Genomic DNA, 16,428 nt, shown 5'->3' with positions numbered 1-16,428 from the left:
GATAGTGCGGATTCCCGTGTGAAAGTAGGTAATCGTCAGGCTCCCCAGCAGCATCAGAAACCCCACCCCATAAAGGTGGGGTTTCTGCGTTTACGGCCGTCGCCGGCAAACGGCAGACGCCTGGCAGATGCGGATAAACACGGACGAACACGAACAGGCGCGCGGAAAACGCACGGAATACCCACGCGGACCCGGGCCTTCACTCCTTGCCCGGCTGCACCGCCTTCGCATAGCCCGTCAGTTCCAGATACGCCCGTCCCACCTCCACGCCTGCACGGCTCACACGCACTGCACCTTCCCAGTACATCGTGCCCGTCGATTGTCGTGAATCGAGTTCCTGATCGTCCATCAGCGGATCAAGTCGCCACCTCAGCGCGCCGGTTTTGACGGTCATCGACACCGGATAGGATGTGTTCGTGCGCGGCGAGCGCCATGTGCGCAGCGGGGCAAAGTCCACCTCGCGGGCGCCGAACGTCGTCACCTCGCCATCGGGTTTGCGCAATACGGCGTGCGTCCACACCGCGTGTCCATCGCGACCACGAACCTTGAATGCCATCAGCGCAGAGCCGTCGTCGAGGTTGGCGCCCAGCCAATCCCATCCCACTGCATCTGCGTCGAGCAGGGTGCTCGACCATTCGTGATCGAGCCACGCCATGCCCGTTACGGCAGTCTCTCCATGCGACACATTACCCGCCACAACCGGCCGAACCACGCTGCCAGTCACACGCAATTGCGGCTCACTGTAGTAATAGCTCGCCTGCTCAGGCCGCGGACCTTTGCGTGAATAGCCGCGTTCGCCCTGAACCAAAGGGGCTTGAGTCGGCGTCAACGCGAGATGCAACGAGAAGCCGTTTGCATCGACACTGACGTCGTAATGACCGTCTGCGGCGCGAATCATTTTCCATGCGTCGAGTTTGACATCGGTATTGGCTGGCTTCGCGTAAGCGAGGCCGAAGCCCTGACGTGCAATGCGCTGATCATGGGCAAGATGGCCGAGCGCCGGATCGCTCACCGCGGCATGGGCGATGATCAATTGCGCCGGCGCGAAAGCGCTCGGGTCGGCGTCGTCATGGCCGGTTGCCGAGCGGAAGAAGGTGATCTGAAAACCCAGCGGCCGATTATCCGGCGTAGTGAGCCAACCCGTCGCGTACCACCACTCGGTGCGAAAACTCGCATGCGCGCCGCTGTCCTGTGGGAGGGCGATTGCATGGTCAGGTGTTACCGCGGCGAATTCAGGCACGGCGGCGAACGAGCTCGACACGGCCAGCGTCCCGACGGACAGCCATCCGAGAACCCACTTGCCTTTGCGCCGACGGGCCAGCCAGGAGGACTCAAGGGACGGTTCGCATGACATCTCGCGTGCGATCACGCTGTTGTTGGACATGGCTTCACCGAAAGCTGGAAGTGCGACTCGCGTCGCACGCATCCGCAAGAGCAAGCAAGACGCTCCGCTGACGAGATCGAGGCGCGCTGCCGCTACCCGCCTGATCCGCCGCGCCAATTTGCGCGAGAGAACTTGCATCACCAATCCTCCTTCACGGCGCGCACGGCATCCACCGACACGGCGCCGCGTCCCGCTATCACCGCCGTCGAACACGACGAGGCCAGCATGACCAACGCGACGATCCCCAACACCGTCCACGGCACATGCAGCGACATGCTCCAATGAAACGACTGCGGATTGACGACGAACACCAGGATCAGACTGATCGCGAAGCCCAGAACGAAGCCCATAGCAATGCCGCACGCGGTGAGCATGCCGCCTTCGAGCGCAAGGATGCCGAGCACCTGCGTGCGCGTCACGCCGACATGCCGCAGCATGCCGAACTCGCGGGCCCGTGCGAGCGTTTGCGCGGAAAACGTCGCCGCCACGCCGAACAACCCGATCACGATAGCGACTGCTTCGAGAAGATAAGTGACCGCAAAGCTGCGGTCGAAGATCACCAGCGTGCGCGCACGAATCTCGCCCGGCAGCGAGAGGTCCAGCGAAGCGCCGAAGGGCAGTGCTCGCAGCCCCGCGACAACCCGCTCGACGCTCGTCCCCGGTTGAACGGTGACGGCCACATCGGTTGCGTTCGTGTCGCCGGTCAAGCGCCGGTAATCGGCGAGACGTATCTGGATCGCGCCGGTCTGCCGCGCATAATCACGCCATACGCCGGCCACTACGAATACATGCCCACGCTCGCCAAGTGGCAATTGCACACGCTGGCCTGACTTATAGCCATACAGATCGACCATTGCTTCGGATACCCAAACAGGTGTTTCTTCCGCGTGAATTTCAGAAGGTGGCAGCGCGGCGCCGGTCATCTGCAGATTCGTGCCGGGATCGGCGGCGTCGATCTCACGTGCGAGCAAGGCGACGTCGGGTCGCGCAGGGTCGAGCGCGAGATGCGAGATACGGGCAAAGGCGGCGGTCTTGATGCCGGGCACGGCTGCCAGCAGGGATTGTTCATCGGGCCGCAGACCGCCGGTATCGCCGTTTGGTGCTACGCGGACATAGAGATCGGCGGCGAGCAGATGGACCAGCCAGTCTTCGACGGAAACGCGGAAACTGGCCACCATGATGGCCATTGCGACGATCAGTGCAAAGCTCGACAGCACGCCACCCATGGCGATCGAAGCGTGCCCCGGCGCATTCGCAAGACGCGCCAAAGCCAGCGTGCTGACCGCGCCAGTGCGGCGCCGCCTGGCAACGGTACGGCTCGCCGCGCCGAAGATGAGTGCGGTCACTCGCGGCATCAGTGCAATCCCGCCGACCAGCAGCAATGCGACGGCCACGTAGCCGCCAATCGGCGCATCGAACAACGGCGGCACCTGCGTGAGCGCGGCGGCGGCCAGCAGGCACAGCAAGGCGGGCCATGGTGTGGCGAGCCGCGCCAGCGCGCCTTCTTCCGCACCAGCCTTGAGGGCCGCGGCGGGCCGCGCACGCACCGCTTCCAGAGCGGGGGCAAGACTGCCCAATACCGACACGGCGAGTCCAAGGGCGAGAAACAATGCGCTCGCCAGCGGCTCGAAGCCGACTCGCGGCTGGACGCCGGGAAAATAGCCTCCGCCCAGGTCGCTGCCGAAAAAATGCAACGCGCCGCTCGCCATTGCGTAGCCGAGCGCGAGTCCCGCGAGTGAACCGAGCAGGCCGAGGAGTGCGCCTTCCATCAGAATCTGGCGCAGCAGTTGACCGCGCGTCAGTCCGAGCACACGCAACATGGCGAACTGCGCGCGGCGTCGCACGACGCTCAGTGCCTGCGTCGAAAACACGAGAAACGCGCCGGTGAACAACGCCACCAGCGCGAGAACGTTCATATTGATTCGATACGCGCGGGACAGGCGATCCGTGCGGCTTTCAGCGTCACGGGTTTCGGATACGACCCACTGGCTGCCAAGGCGCGCTTGCAGATCGCGCCTGAAGCGTTCCCTGTCGACGCCGCGTTCGAGTTGCACATCGACGCGCGACAGCTTGCCGATTCTGCCGAACTTCCACTGCGCGGCGGCGATATCCATGACCGCAAGCCGCTGACCGGGCCGTGTTCTGACAATGCCGCCCGCCACGCGCAAATGCACGATCGCCGTGCCGCTTCGCAGCGCCACTGTGTCGCCGATTTTCACGTTGAGCCACTGCTGGGCTGCCGACGAGAGAAACACGGTATCGGCCGCGAGCGTGTCGAATGGCCGATCCGGCGACGGCACAGCGGTCAGATCGGGCGCAATCCGGCTTGCCTTGAACACGTCAATACCGAGCACCGGTAGTGCCGCGCTCCGCTCGGGCACGGTGACATCGAGCGCGAGCACGGGGCTGGCCAGCGCGACACCGGGCGCGTTGGCGAGATGCGGATAGATGGCTTCGTCGACCAGAGGTTGTGCGCCGCGCACCTGGAGATCGGCCTCGCCCGACAGGCTGCGGGCTGCCGCGGAGAATTCGTTGAAGGCCGCGCTGTTGATCAACTGCACGGCGTAACCGAGTGCGACGCCGAGCGCTATCGTTGCAATTGCAACCAGTGCGCGTGCGCGGTGACTGCGCCACTCTGCGCCCAGCAGCCAGCGCGCGAGGACACGGTGTCCTTGTCCGCGCAGCCGGGGACGCGGCGGTGAATCAGCGGACATCATCGGCGGAAGGCGCCGGGGAGCGGGAAGCGAAGGGCGCGGCTGACCGGGGCGAAGCGTGCAAGCCGCCGTCGCTCAGAATCAGGATGCGGTCCGCAACGGCCGCGGCGGCTTCCGAATGCGTCACCATGATCGTGGCCGCGCCGGTCGCCTTGCTCTGCGCGCGAAACAGGCCGAGCACGTCGTGCGCGGTGTCGGGGTCGAGGTTGCCCGTGGGCTCGTCGGCGAGAATCAGCTTCGGACGATGCACGAGCGCTCGCGCGATCGCGACACGCTGCAATTCTCCGCCCGAGAGTTGGCGCGGGAAGTCATCACCGCGTCCAGTCAGGCCGACAGCCGCGAGCATATCGCGTGCGGCGGCAGCGGGCAGATCGTTGAGCAGGAGGGGCAGCGCCACGTTTTGCGCGAGCGTGAGGTGCGGCAACACGTGAAACGCCTGGAAGACAAAGCCGAGTTTTTGCCGGCGCAGGCGCGTTGCCGCGTTGTCGTCCAGACGTGAAACGGCGCTGCCGTCGATGATCACATCGCCGCTATCCGCGCTGTCGAGACCTGCCACGAGATTGAGCAGCGTCGATTTGCCGACGCCGGAATCGCCCATGATCGCAACGAACTCACCGGGCGCGAGCGTGAAATCCAGATGCGCCAGCACGATGCGCCCGGCGCCATATGTCTTGCAGAGTCCGCGGCACTCGAGCGCGGGAACGACGCCTTCGTCACGAAGCAGCATGCGTTTTCCGAAAAGTGAGGCCGGCGAGGACGGCTTTCAGGCAGGCGGCCGACGCGCCGCACTCATGCACGATGATGGGCGTCTGAGCCGCCGAAGTATATTCGGCTTCTGTAAGCCACGCAGAAGCTTGCGGGTCGTGTCGCGACCGGCCCGGAAAGCAGGCGACCGGTCGGTGCGTCGATATTGTTCTGCGCGGCATGCCGGATTATTTAGAGTGACGGATCAAAAAATTTTTTGTCCACCGGTGGACAAAATTTTTTCCGGATGCGGGAAATTCACGTCCTCCGCACCCCGAGCGTGCGCATCTTCTATTCCATCCTCAAATGCGTGCTGGAGCGCCGCCGCAAAATTCAATAACGGGTTCCTATTTGCACGCTTTTTCGCGTAAATTCGCCGGCCGACAGGCGCGCCGAAGGGTTTGTGCGTCTGCACATTTTTATCCATTTCGCAAGGGCGTGCGGGGCAACAAGGCATTACCAACGCCGTTTCGGCGTTGTTGCGCTGCAAAAGTATTCTTATCTTGGTAATCTCCCACCCTCGGTCATTCGACTGCGGGTAAACGTGTAGCGGGCACCACCGCTTCGACGTCAATTTCAGCGAAACCAAGCCTACATTTCCATTTCAATGTCTTGCATTTTGAAGGCGTTGATACGGCGTTTTGTACTTCAAGTTTTTGACAGAGCACATGCCATTGCCTCTTCTTAGCCTTCTTATCTGGATCCCTATTGTCGCTGGGCTGGTCGTTTTGCGCGCCGGATCCGACGCGACACGTGGTCGCACCCGGTGGCTCGCGCTGACCGGCGCGGTTGCGGGTTTCCTGCCGGTGATTCCGCTGGTGTCGAATTTCCGCAACGACGTCACGTCGATGCAGTTCGTCGAGAACGTCAGGTGGTCGCCCACGTTCGATATCGCCTGGCACCTGGGCGTGGATGGGATTTCGCTGTGGCTCGTCGCGCTGACCGCGCTCACCACGATCATCATCGTGGTCGCCTCGTGGGAGTCGATCACCGAGCGGACCGCCCAGTACTTCGGCGCGTTCCTGATGCTGTCGGGTTTCATGCAAGGCGTTTTCGCGTCGCTCGACGGCATGCTGTTCTTCATCTCGTTCGAAGCCACGCTGATCCCGCTCTATCTGTTGATCGGCACCTGGGGACAATCGAACCGCTCGTATGCCGCGGTGAAATTCTTCTTCGTCTCGTTCCTCGGCTCGCTGATGATGCTGATGTCGATGCTGTATCTGTATAGCCAGACGCACAGCTTCGATCTCGCGCTGTGGCGTGAGACGCACTTGGGCACCTGGCCGCAGGTCCTGATCTTCCTCGGCTTTCTCGCCGCGTTCGGTGTGAAGGTGCCGATGTGGCCGCTGCACACGTGGCTGCCGGACGTCCACCTCGACGGTCCGACCGGCGCTGCCGTGATGATCGGCATGCTGAAGCTGGGCGGCTACGGTCTGCTGCGTTTCGCGCTGCCTATCGCACCGCAGGCCAGCCACTTCTTCGCACCGATGATGATCACGCTCTCGCTGGTCGCCGTGATCTACGCGAGCCTGCTGGCACTCGTGCAAACCGACATGCGCCGTCTGCTCGCGTATTCGACGGTTGCGCACATGGGCCTCGTCACGCTCGGCCTGTTCGTATTCAACCGTATCGGCCAGGCCGGCGCGATCGTGCAGATGCTGTCGTACGGCGTGGTGTCCGGCGCCATGCTGCTGTGCACGGGCATGCTCTACGACCGCACGAAGACCGCGTCGATCGCCGAGTACGGCGGCGTCGCCAACACCATGCCGCGCTTCGCTGCTTTCGTGATGCTGTTCTCCATGGCCAACATCGGCCTGCCCGGCACGTCGGGCTTCGTCGGCGAGTTCATGGTGCTGATGGGCGCGATTCGCTTCAATTTCTGGATCGGCGCAATGGCCGCTTCGACCTTGATTCTGAGCGCGGCCTACACGCTGTGGATGTACAAGCGCGTGATCTTCGGTGCGATCGCCAACGCGCGCGTAGCGAACCTCAAGGATCTCGGCACGCGCGAATTCGTGCTGCTCGGCGCGATGGCGTTGCTGGTGCTTGCGATCGGCATTAATCCGAAGCCGTTCACCGACGCGATCGATCCGTCGGTCGGCACGCTGCTGGCTCAATCGGAGCGCTCGGTTCATCCGTCGGAGTCTGCGCCTGCTGAAGGCGATGAACATCTGCAGGCGGCGGCGCCGGCACTCGTGGCTTCGAAGACGCGCTCACCGGGCTGATCGACGGGCGACTGCGCAGTTGCAGCATTCGCCCGGCGAATGTTTGCTTGGCCGTTGCGTGTTTGTCCTTTCTGCATCAAGTTTCTATGTGTATCATGCGCGGCGCGGCCATTCAGGCCGCGTCGCTTTTTGTTCGTTTTAGTGCTCGTTTAAAGGGCTGTTTTGATTCGCGGATTTCCCGATGCTCTGCAACGGAGCATCGCAAACGTTCAGCTGCGCACAGGTGTGCGGCAACGTGTCGCACGGTATTGCGGCGCAATAGATCGTTGCAAAAATGAGGGTTTATCGCGGCAAATCGTCACTCTATTATGCGAGCGCTTACTATTGGGAGAGCGGTCGAATGACGTTCGTTGATGCCGTAAAGAAGAGGCCATGCTTATGAAAGGAAAGACTCTGCGAGGGTCGTTAAGTTTCCTTTCCGCCGGCCTCGTGTTGTTGCTCTCGGGTTGCAGCAACCTCGATATTCTGAATCCGAAGGGGAGTGTGGGTCTGGCGGAACGTGAGCTGATTGCCACGTCCACCTGGGCCATGCTGATCGTGGTCGTTCCAGTGATTGCGTTGACGCTGCTGTTCGCGTGGCGTTACCGCGCGTCGAACAAGAACGCGGAATACCGTCCGGGTTGGGTGCATTCCACGGGTATCGAAATCGCCATCTGGACGATTCCGACGCTGATCATTCTGTTCCTCGCCGTGTTGACGTGGAAAACCACGCACGAACTCGATCCGTATAAGCCGCTCGAGTCGAACGTGAAGCCGATCAACGTCGAAGTCGTCGCGCTCGACTGGAAGTGGCTGTTCATCTATCCGGACCTCGGTATCGCGTCGGTGAACCAGCTGGCGTTCCCGGTCGGCACGCCGGTGAACTTCGTGATCACGTCGGACACGGTAATGAACTCGTTCTTCATTCCGCAACTCGGCGGCCAGATCTACGCAATGGCGGGTATGCAAACGCGTCTGCATCTGATCGCGGACGAAGCCGGCGACTACGCGGGCACCGCGGCGAACTTCAGCGGCAAGGGCTTCTCGGACATGAAATTCCGTGCGCTCGCCACGACGCCTGAAGGATTCAACGCGTGGGTTGCGAAAGTGCGCGCTTCGTCGGACAACCTCAGCATGGACCGTTACCAGACGGTATCCGCGCCGACCGAGAAGGAGCCTGTGCGCTATTTCTCCACGGTCGATCCGAAGCTCTTTCACAACATCATTGCCCGATACAACAACGGTAACGTCCTCGACAACATGAAGGACGCCAACTGTGCGCCAAAGGGTAAGGGGTAACGCATGTTCGGCAAACTCTCACTAGACTCGATTCCGTACCACGAGCCGATCATCATGGTGACGGCCGTGATGATCGCCCTCGGCGGTGCGACGGTCCTGGGTCTGATCACCTATTTCGGCAAGTGGCGCTATCTGTGGACCGAGTGGCTCACGTCGGTGGACCACAAGAAGCTTGGCGTGATGTACATCGTGGTCGCGCTGATCATGCTCTTCCGCGGCTTTGCTGACGCGATCATGATGCGTCTGCAACAGGCGCTCGCTTATGCGAACCCGGGCTACCTGCCGCCGCATCACTACGACCAGGTGTTCACGGCGCACGGCGTCATCATGATTTTCTTCATGGCGATGGCCTTCATGATCGGCCTGATGAACATCATCGTGCCGTTGCAGATCGGCGCACGCGACGTCGCGTTCCCGTTCATCAACTCGCTCTCGTTCTGGATGACCGCGGTCAGCGCGATCCTGATCAACATCTCGCTCGTGATCGGTGAATTCGCGCAAACCGGCTGGCTGGCTTATCCGCCGCTCTCCGAATTGCAGTTCAGTCCGGGTGTCGGGGTCGACTATTACCTGTGGAGCTTGCAGCTCTCCGGTATCGGCACCTTGCTGACCGGCGTGAACTTCTTCGCGACTATCGTGAAGATGCGCGCACCGGGCATGACGTTCATGAAGATGCCGGTGTTCACGTGGACCGCGCTTTGCACCAACGTGCTGATCATGGCGTCGTTCCCGATTCTGACCGTGACGCTCGCGTTGCTGGGTCTGGACCGCTACCTCGGCATGCACTTCTTCACGAACGACGGTGGCGGCAACGCCATGATGTACCTGAACCTGATCTGGGCGTGGGGTCACCCCGAGGTGTACATCCTGATCCTGCCGGCGTTCGGTATCTTCTCGGAAGTCGTGGCGACCTTCGCCAAGAAGCCGCTGTTCGGCTACAAGACGATGGTGTGGGCGACTTGCGCGATCATGGTGCTGTCGTTCCTCGTGTGGCTGCATCACTTCTTCACGATGGGCTCGGGCGCGGACGTCAATGCGTTCTTCGGTATCGCCACCATGGTGATTGCGATTCCGACCGGCGTGAAAGTGTTCAACTGGCTGTTTACGATCTACAAGGGCCGTCTGACGTTTACGCCGCCGATCCTGTGGACCATCGGTTTCATGATTACCTTCACGATCGGCGGTATGACCGGCGTGATGATGGCAATCCCGGGCGCGGACTTCGTGCTGCACAACAGCCTGTTCCTGATTGCTCACTTCCACAACGTGATCATTGGTGGCGTGCTGTTCGGTTATCTGGCCGGTTTCAACTACTGGTTCCCGAAGGCGTTCGGTTTCAAGCTGAACGAAAAGCTGGGCAAGGCATCGTTCTGGTTCTGGCAGATCGGCTTCTGGGTGGCGTTCACGCCGCTGTACGTGCTCGGCTTCATGGGCATGACGCGCCGTATCAACCACTATGACAACCCGCTGTGGCACCCGTGGCTGATTCTGGCCGCTGGTGGTGCTGCGCTGATCGCTATCGGTATCGCGTTGCAGGTGTTGCAGATCGTCGTCAGCATTCGCGACCGCAATCTGCCGCAGAATCGCGACGTCACGGGCGATCCGTGGGACGGCCACACGCTGGAATGGGCAATGAGCTCGCCGCCGCCGGTCTATAACTTCGCGATCATTCCGACGGTGCACAAGCTCGACGCGTTCACCGACATGAAGTCGCGCAAGGGTAAGGAAGCGAAGCCGGTGTACCGCGACATTCATATGCCGTCGAATACGTCGGCGGGTGTGATTGCCGGTCTGTTCTCGCTGGTGCTCGGTTTCGCCGCTGTCTGGCACATCTGGTGGCTCGCGATCGTCGGCCTGGTCGGCGCGGTCGGCACCGTGATCGTCTACAGCTTCCAGAAGAACGAAGGCTATTACATCCCGGCCGCTACGGTCGCGGAGATCGAAGAGAAACGCTCTGGCGCTGGTGCGCGGGTCGCGTTGGAGGTGGAGTGATGTTAACCAAGACTATTGATGCCGGCTCGCATCACGACGCGGACCACGTGCCGTCGCAATCGGTGTTCGGTTTCTGGCTGTACCTGATGACCGACTGCATCATCTTCGCGGCGCTGTTCGCCGTGTTCGCGGTGATGAGCCACCAGTTCGCGGGCGGCCCGAGCGGCAAGGATCTGTTCGAGATTCCAGGCGTCGCGCTCGAAACGACGATGCTGCTCCTGAGCAGCATTACGTACGGCTTCGCGATGCTCGGCGCGCACAAGAAGCGCAAGGGCGTGTTGCTGTTCTGGCTCGCCGTGACCTTCCTGCTCGGTCTCACGTTTCTCGTGCTGGAACTGCGCGAGTTCTCGCACCTGATCGCCGAAGGCGCCGGCCCGAGCCGCAGCGCGTTCCTGTCGTCGTTCTTCACGCTGGTCGGCACGCACGGTTTGCACGTCACGTGCGGCCTGATCTGGATGGTAGTGCTCGCCATTCAGGTGATCAGCCATCGCGACCTGACCGAACGCGACATGATTCGCCTGACGTGCCTGAGCCTTTTCTGGCACTTTCTGGACGTCGTGTGGATCGGCGTCTTCACCTTTGTCTATCTTGCGAGCGTGATCTAAATGGACCATAGCCATAACGCACACGCAGGCGAAAGTCACGGCAGCCTCGGCAGCTATACGACGGGTTTCATTCTCTCCGTCATTCTGACGGTCGCGGCTTTCGGCCTCGTCATGACGGGGACGTTGACGGGCGAGCATGCGTTGCTCGCGATTGCGGGCCTCGCGTTCGTGCAGATCGTCGTGCACCTGATCTTCTTCCTGCACATGAATACGTCGTCCGAGCAGCGCTGGAATGTGATGGCGTTTGCCTTCACGGTGCTCACCGCGATCATCGTGATCGGCGGCACGTTGTGGGTCATGCACAACGTCAGCATGCACATGATGTCCCGCTAAACCGATAGTTGGATCGATCGGAAAGAAACCCCGCAAGGCGAAAGTCTTGCGGGGTTTTTTGTCGTGGCGGGCGCAAGCGCGATATCCGTTCGGGCGGCCCGGACGATTGACCGGACCCGTCAACCCGCGTTAGCATCGTTTCCATGAACGCTACTGTCCTTTCCCGTCCGCATTCTTTGCGCGCATGCTGTTACGGCCTGCCGAGGGGAGCTTGCGTCTAGCGAGTCGATCTGCACACGTCCGTATCCCTGAGGCCACCCGTCACACGACCGGTGGCCTTTTTGCTTTTGAACACGCTTGACCACCCAGTGCCGGGAGGAATCTCATGCCGCTTCGTCTGTACGACACCTGGTCGCGCGCCGTGCGCGAATTCACGCCGATTCATCCGGATCATGTCGGCTTGTATGGTTGCGGGCCGACCGTGTACGACCACGCGCATATCGGCAATCTCCGGACCTACGTGTTCGAAGACGTGCTACGGCGCGCGTTGATGCTCGACGGCTATACCGTGAGACATGTGGTCAACATCACCGACGTCGGCCATCTGGTTTCCGATGCGGATGAAGGCGAAGACAAGATGGAGAAGGGCAGCCGCCGCACCGGCGAGTCGGCCTGGGCGATCGCCGCGCGGTATACGGCGGCGTTCATGAACGACTGGCGCGCACTCAACCTTCTGGAGCCTGCCGTCTGGTGCCGTGCGACCGATCACATCCCCGAACAGATCGACTTTATCGCGGATCTCGAACGCAACGGGTACACGTATTGCACTGTCGACGGCATCTATTTCGACACGAGCCGGCAGGATGATTACGGCTATCTGGCGCGTCTGAACGTGGCGGGCTTGCAGGCGGGAAAACGTGTTGCCTCCGGCGAAAAACGGCACGCGACCGACTTCGCGCTATGGAAGTTCAGCCCGCCCGGCGCCGCCCGGCAAATGGAGTGGGAAAGCTCGTGGGGGCGCGGTTTTCCCGGCTGGCATATCGAGTGCTCGGCGATGTCCGCGAAATATCTGGGGCCGTGGTTCGACATTCATTGCGGCGGAGAAGATCACATTCCCGTGCATCACAGCAACGAGATCGCGCAGACCCAGGCACGCCACGGCACGCGCCTTGCCAACTTCTGGATGCACGGCCATTTCCTTTTGCTGGACGCGGGCAGGATGTCGAAGTCGAGCGGCGACTTCGTGCGCTTGCAGACGTTGATCGAGCGCGGCAACGATCCGCTCGCGTATCGCTATCTATGCCTCGGGGCGCACTACCGAAGCAGCCTGCGTTTCAATGAAGCCGCGCTGGACGCCGCGCAAGCCGCATTGGACCGTTTGCGCAGAACCTATGTGCAATGGCCGCAAGGCGGCACACCGGACGCCCAAAGCGTCGCGCGCTTCAAGGCCGAGGTCGATTGCGACCTGAACCTGCCGCGCGCGCTCGCGGTGTTATGGGATGTGGTCCGAAGCGATCTGCCCGCGGCGACGCGAAGGGCGACCGTCGATCGCTTCGATGCCGTGCTCGGCTTGGGTCTCGCCGACTGGCGAGACAATGATGCTTCGGAGATTCCCGCGGATATGGCGGCCTTGGCGGACGAACGCGCAAAAGCACGCGCGGCGAAGCAATGGGCCGAAGCAGACCGTTTGCGTGAGGTGTTGATGGCAAGCGGCTGGCTGGTGGAAGACAGTGCAAGCGGCCAGACACTGAGGCAGCGAGACAGGAGCAGATAGCGCAACAGGCGGCGTGACGGAGGCGCTCAGACTCGCGCATCCGCCACGCCACGCCACGGCGCAGGCCTTCCACGCCGCTTCCATCGGGCCGTGCCGGCGCATTACAGCGGCACGATGGTTGGTTCCGAGTGCGACGGCAGCTTGCCAAACGGGAAGTAGACCGGTCCGCAGCCGGGATGAACCGGCGGACACGGATTCCAACCGCGTCGAACGAACACCGGCTGCAATTCGCCGGGGCACACGGACGGCGCTTCACGGGTCAGGCAAGCCATGCCGCCGCGAATGGATAGCGACGCCGCACGGTCGAGTTCTTCGGTACGGGCCAGGTCTTTGAAGACGAGCGTTTTCATGGTGGATCTCCAACGGAGTGAGTGGATCGAAGAGAGCGGTGAGTGCCGCACTCAAGCCAATCGATTGCACACACCGTGCCATCGGCGGCAAAGCAGCGTGCCGCGTACGTCTGCGCGATCTTTCGAGGCATGTGTGATGGAAGCCCGCCAACTGGCTGCACGCCGGTGTCGGCGGTTCGCCGACTTCTGTTGGCGGGGGGTACAGGCATGAAGTCCGCGGAAAATCACGGCACAATAGACCGCCACCATGAACCGTGCGCATGGCGCGCGCAGTTCGCCGATTTTCGTCAGCAAGGTAGGGAGAACCCATGAGCCAGCTCAGAGCCGTCGAGTATTCCGCGGCGTCGCCGGAAGTCAAAGCCGTCTACGACGATATCAAACAGACCCGTCAGGTCGAGGACGTCAATAATTTCTGGAAGTACATCGCCCAGCATCCGCCTACGCTCGCGCGCACGTGGGAGAGTCTGAAGGATGTGATGGCGCCCGGAGCACTCGATCCGCTGATCAAGGAACTGCTCTACGTCGCGGTGAGCGTGACGAACAACTGCGGCTACTGCGTGGCGAGCCACACGGCGGCCGCGCGCCGCGCCGGCATGACCGACGAGATGTTCGGCGAATTGCTTGCGGTAGTGGGCATGGCCAACGAAACAAACCGGCTCGCGGTAGGCTACCGCGTGCCGATCGATCCGGCTTTCGAGTAGCGGCCGCAGTCAGCGCGAGACGCTGCGCCATCCCGCGAGCAAGGCGGGAAGCTCGGCCATGTCCCTGAACACGTGCACGGCACCAGCGCCGTGCAACGCGGTCGCGCTGCTGTGGCCGAGTTCGACCGGGCAATAGCCGAACACCGTGGCGCCCGCTGCAACACCCGCTGTCGCGCCCGTCACGGTATCTTCGACCACGGCACAGCGGGCGGGGTCCACGCCAAGACCCGCGGCCGCGGCGAGGTACACATCGGGATAGGGCTTGCTGCGGGGCATTTCGTGGCCGCTGAAAATGCGTCCTTCGAAGCAATCGAGTATCCCGGCCTTCACGAGTTGCAGTTCGACCTTGATCCGGTCCGCGCCGGATGCGACCGCGATGCGTCCATCGAGCGACGCATGCAGCTCGCGCACAGCCAGAGGCGCGCCGGAAATCGCGCTCAGTTCGAGATCCAGCGCCGCATTGCGGCGCGCGCGAAACTGCATGAGCCAGTCAGTCGTGATCGCAAAGCCGGTGCGCGCTTCGATCAGCGCGGCTTCGTCCCTGACGGCTTTGCCGACGAAAATACGCATCGTCTCTTCGACGCTCAATGGCCAACCGAGCTCGCCGAGCATCTCGGTGAGCACACGGTTGGTGATGGGTTCGGAATCGACGAGCACGCCGTCGCAGTCGAAGAGTACGGCGTCGAAAGGGAAATCGGCCATCGGGCAGGGGAGGTGCAGAGGTTGCGGAACCGGCAAGGATACCTCACCGGCTCGCGCGCCGCAGCGCAACGGCTGGATTGGCAGCCCTTGCGCCGACGCCGCAAAACTCAGTCCTTGTAGCCGTCGCTCAGCGTCTTCATGAACGCAATGATGTCCGTAATGTCCTGATCGGTCATGGCCGGCCGATCGCCGAACTTACGGTCGAACGGTGCATCGGCCACGTCCACGTTGGCATGGTACTGAGCCGGCAGGTCGTTGAACTTCTGCACCTTGCCCGACGCATCGCGCGGATAGATCTTCTCGGGCGACGTGTTGCGCAGGTTGTAGAAGTCCATCACCTGCTTCAGATCGTGATACACGCCGTTGTGGAAAAACACCTTGCGTTCGGCCACGTTGCGCAGTGTCGGCGTCAGGAACATGCCGCAGTACTGCGTCTGTTTGGCGAGGTCGTCGCGAAACGGTCCGCACACGCCCATGTCGAAGAACTTCGGATCCTTGTTGGCGGGAATCGCCGGGTTGCGTGGTACGCCGAGCGCCTCGTACTGTGTGTCGGTGAAAACCGGCGGCAAGTTATCCTTGCCTGGCTGGCTCAAATGGCAGCCGGCGCAGTTCGCCTTGTCCTTGTCGTTGAACAACTGCAAACCGTGCAGCTCGGCATGTGTCAGACGCGCCTTGCCTTCGAGCCAGTAGTCGTACTTGCTCGTGAACGAATGAAACGACGGATCCTCGATCTGATAGCGCCCGACGGCGAACATCGCCTCGGAAATCAACAGGCTCGGATTGCTGACAATGCCGGGTCCGAAGATCTGCTTGAACTGGTCCAGATACTTCGTTGCCAGCAGCTTGCGGGCGACATCTTCCGGCGTAGCGTTGGCCATTTCCACCGGATTGGTCAACGGGCCGATTGCCTGGTCCTGCAAAGTATCGGCGCGACCGTCCCAGAACAAACCGCCTTGCGGCACCATGGCCGGTGCGGCGGGCGCGGCCAGTGCCGTCTTCTGCGCGCGTTGCACGCCGGCGGCTTGGGTGGCCAGTTGCGTCATGTCCACCGGCACGTCGGTGTCGCCCTGGTCCGGGCCGATGCTGAACGGCGCCTGACGGTACAGATAGGTCAGCGACGGCGGCGGACGATACCCGGCCTGATTCATATGCGCGCCGCCGAGCTGCACCGGGAACGCGTTATCCGGCCCATACGAGTGCTGCGGCGAGTGGCACGACGCACACGACTGCGCGCCGGACGCCGACAGGCTCTGGTCGAAGAAAATCTGTTTGCCGAGCAGCGCCACGGCGCTCAGCGGCGCGTTTTGCGGACGCATCAATTGCACCGGATGCGGATTTGCCCCGGTGATCTCTTCCACGATCGCGCCGACCGCGGGCGGCATGCGCTCCGGGTACACGAGCGCATATGCGCAATAGACGATGAACGCGAGCACGATGCCGGCCACGCTCCACGCGAGCAGCTTGAGCCAGGAGCGGCGGTGAATCACGGGGCCGGGCTCGCCGCCGGCGGGCACAGGCGAACGCAGGACGGCGTCTGAAGGATGGTTCATGGCGGTGATGACAGGTAATTCGTTCGGATGCGATAAAAGCAAAGTCGAGCCAGCACATTTGCACTGGCTCGACGCGCAACTACGACTCGTCGTGTGTCACGCTCTCCACCCGGCGTTGCCACGCGGCGTGAAGCAC

Annotated in this window: 14 protein-coding genes; 7 read left to right on the top strand and 7 right to left on the bottom strand. The window is 62.1% G+C overall.

Annotation, left to right across the window (positions count from 1 at the left end; genetic code table 11):
- Positions 1-199: 199 nt before the first annotated feature.
- The 4 genes from AC57B1_RS21110 to AC57B1_RS21095 all read right to left on the bottom strand — a co-directional run bounded on the left by AC57B1_RS21110 (position 200) and on the right by AC57B1_RS21095 (position 5,332).
- Positions 200-1,384 (bottom strand): lipocalin-like domain-containing protein, encoded by a 1,185-nt coding sequence (locus AC57B1_RS21110; protein WP_496418542.1) that lies wholly within the window; start codon positions 1,382-1,384, stop codon positions 200-202.
- A 137-nt stretch (positions 1,385-1,521) separates the two neighbouring features.
- Positions 1,522-4,098: an FtsX-like permease family protein gene (locus AC57B1_RS21105; protein ID WP_496418547.1), complete on the bottom strand. Its 2,577-nt coding sequence runs from the start codon at positions 4,096-4,098 to the stop codon at positions 1,522-1,524.
- The gene (locus AC57B1_RS21100; protein ID WP_091801637.1) at positions 4,088-4,825 is read right to left on the bottom strand and encodes an ABC transporter ATP-binding protein; all 738 of its coding nucleotides are present in this window, start codon (positions 4,823-4,825) and stop codon (positions 4,088-4,090) included. Before AC57B1_RS21100 ends, AC57B1_RS21105 begins: the two co-directional genes overlap by 11 nt.
- Before the next feature lie 222 nt (positions 4,826-5,047).
- Positions 5,048-5,332, bottom strand: a complete 285-nt coding sequence (locus AC57B1_RS21095) for a hypothetical protein (RefSeq protein ID WP_496418541.1) — start codon at positions 5,330-5,332, stop codon at positions 5,048-5,050.
- 178 nt (positions 5,333-5,510) lie between these two features.
- Here AC57B1_RS21095 and AC57B1_RS21090 point away from each other — a divergent pair, with 178 nt between their 5' ends.
- The 6 genes from AC57B1_RS21090 to cysS all read left to right on the top strand — a co-directional run bounded on the left by AC57B1_RS21090 (position 5,511) and on the right by cysS (position 12,989).
- On the top strand, positions 5,511-7,067 hold the full coding sequence (locus tag AC57B1_RS21090; RefSeq protein ID WP_408345393.1) for an NADH-quinone oxidoreductase subunit M: 1,557 nt from the start codon (positions 5,511-5,513) through the stop codon (positions 7,065-7,067).
- A gap of 378 nt (positions 7,068-7,445) precedes the next feature.
- The gene (gene cyoA, locus AC57B1_RS21085; protein WP_091808717.1) at positions 7,446-8,345 is read left to right on the top strand and encodes a ubiquinol oxidase subunit II; all 900 of its coding nucleotides are present in this window, start codon (positions 7,446-7,448) and stop codon (positions 8,343-8,345) included.
- A gap of 3 nt (positions 8,346-8,348) precedes the next feature.
- Complete coding sequence (cyoB, locus tag AC57B1_RS21080) at positions 8,349-10,337, top strand: cytochrome o ubiquinol oxidase subunit I (RefSeq protein WP_091801630.1); 1,989 nt, start codon at positions 8,349-8,351, stop codon at positions 10,335-10,337.
- Entirely contained in the window at positions 10,337-10,942 is a 606-nt protein-coding gene (gene cyoC, locus AC57B1_RS21075) for a cytochrome o ubiquinol oxidase subunit III (protein WP_091801627.1), read from the top strand. Before cyoB ends, cyoC begins: the two co-directional genes overlap by 1 nt.
- Entirely contained in the window at positions 10,943-11,275 is a 333-nt protein-coding gene (cyoD, locus tag AC57B1_RS21070; protein WP_408187266.1) for a cytochrome o ubiquinol oxidase subunit IV, read from the top strand.
- Between the two features lie 325 nt (positions 11,276-11,600).
- The gene (gene cysS, locus AC57B1_RS21065) at positions 11,601-12,989 is read left to right on the top strand and encodes a cysteine--tRNA ligase (RefSeq protein ID WP_496418540.1); all 1,389 of its coding nucleotides are present in this window, start codon (positions 11,601-11,603) and stop codon (positions 12,987-12,989) included.
- A gap of 101 nt (positions 12,990-13,090) precedes the next feature.
- Here the strand turns inward: cysS and AC57B1_RS21060 are convergent, their stop codons facing one another.
- On the bottom strand, positions 13,091-13,339 hold the full coding sequence (locus AC57B1_RS21060) for a hypothetical protein (RefSeq protein ID WP_408345405.1): 249 nt from the start codon (positions 13,337-13,339) through the stop codon (positions 13,091-13,093).
- 308 nt (positions 13,340-13,647) lie between these two features.
- Between AC57B1_RS21060 and AC57B1_RS21055 the strand changes: the two genes are divergently transcribed.
- The gene (locus AC57B1_RS21055) at positions 13,648-14,040 is read left to right on the top strand and encodes a carboxymuconolactone decarboxylase family protein (RefSeq protein WP_496418539.1); all 393 of its coding nucleotides are present in this window, start codon (positions 13,648-13,650) and stop codon (positions 14,038-14,040) included.
- A 9-nt stretch (positions 14,041-14,049) separates the two neighbouring features.
- Here AC57B1_RS21055 and AC57B1_RS21050 read toward each other — a convergent pair whose 3' ends face one another.
- Positions 14,050-14,742, bottom strand: a complete 693-nt coding sequence (locus AC57B1_RS21050; RefSeq protein WP_091801612.1) for an HAD family hydrolase — start codon at positions 14,740-14,742, stop codon at positions 14,050-14,052.
- Between the two features lie 107 nt (positions 14,743-14,849).
- Positions 14,850-16,292, bottom strand: coding sequence for a cytochrome-c peroxidase (locus AC57B1_RS21045; RefSeq protein WP_496418538.1), 1,443 nt, complete (start codon positions 16,290-16,292; stop codon positions 14,850-14,852).
- Positions 16,293-16,428: the final 136 nt, after the last annotated feature.

The sequence above is a fragment of the Paraburkholderia sp. BGA-UO-ETr-F21 genome (assembly GCF_059567925.1).
Note: the sequence above shows the minus strand (reverse complement) of the source record. Positions and strands in the feature narration are given on the sequence as shown.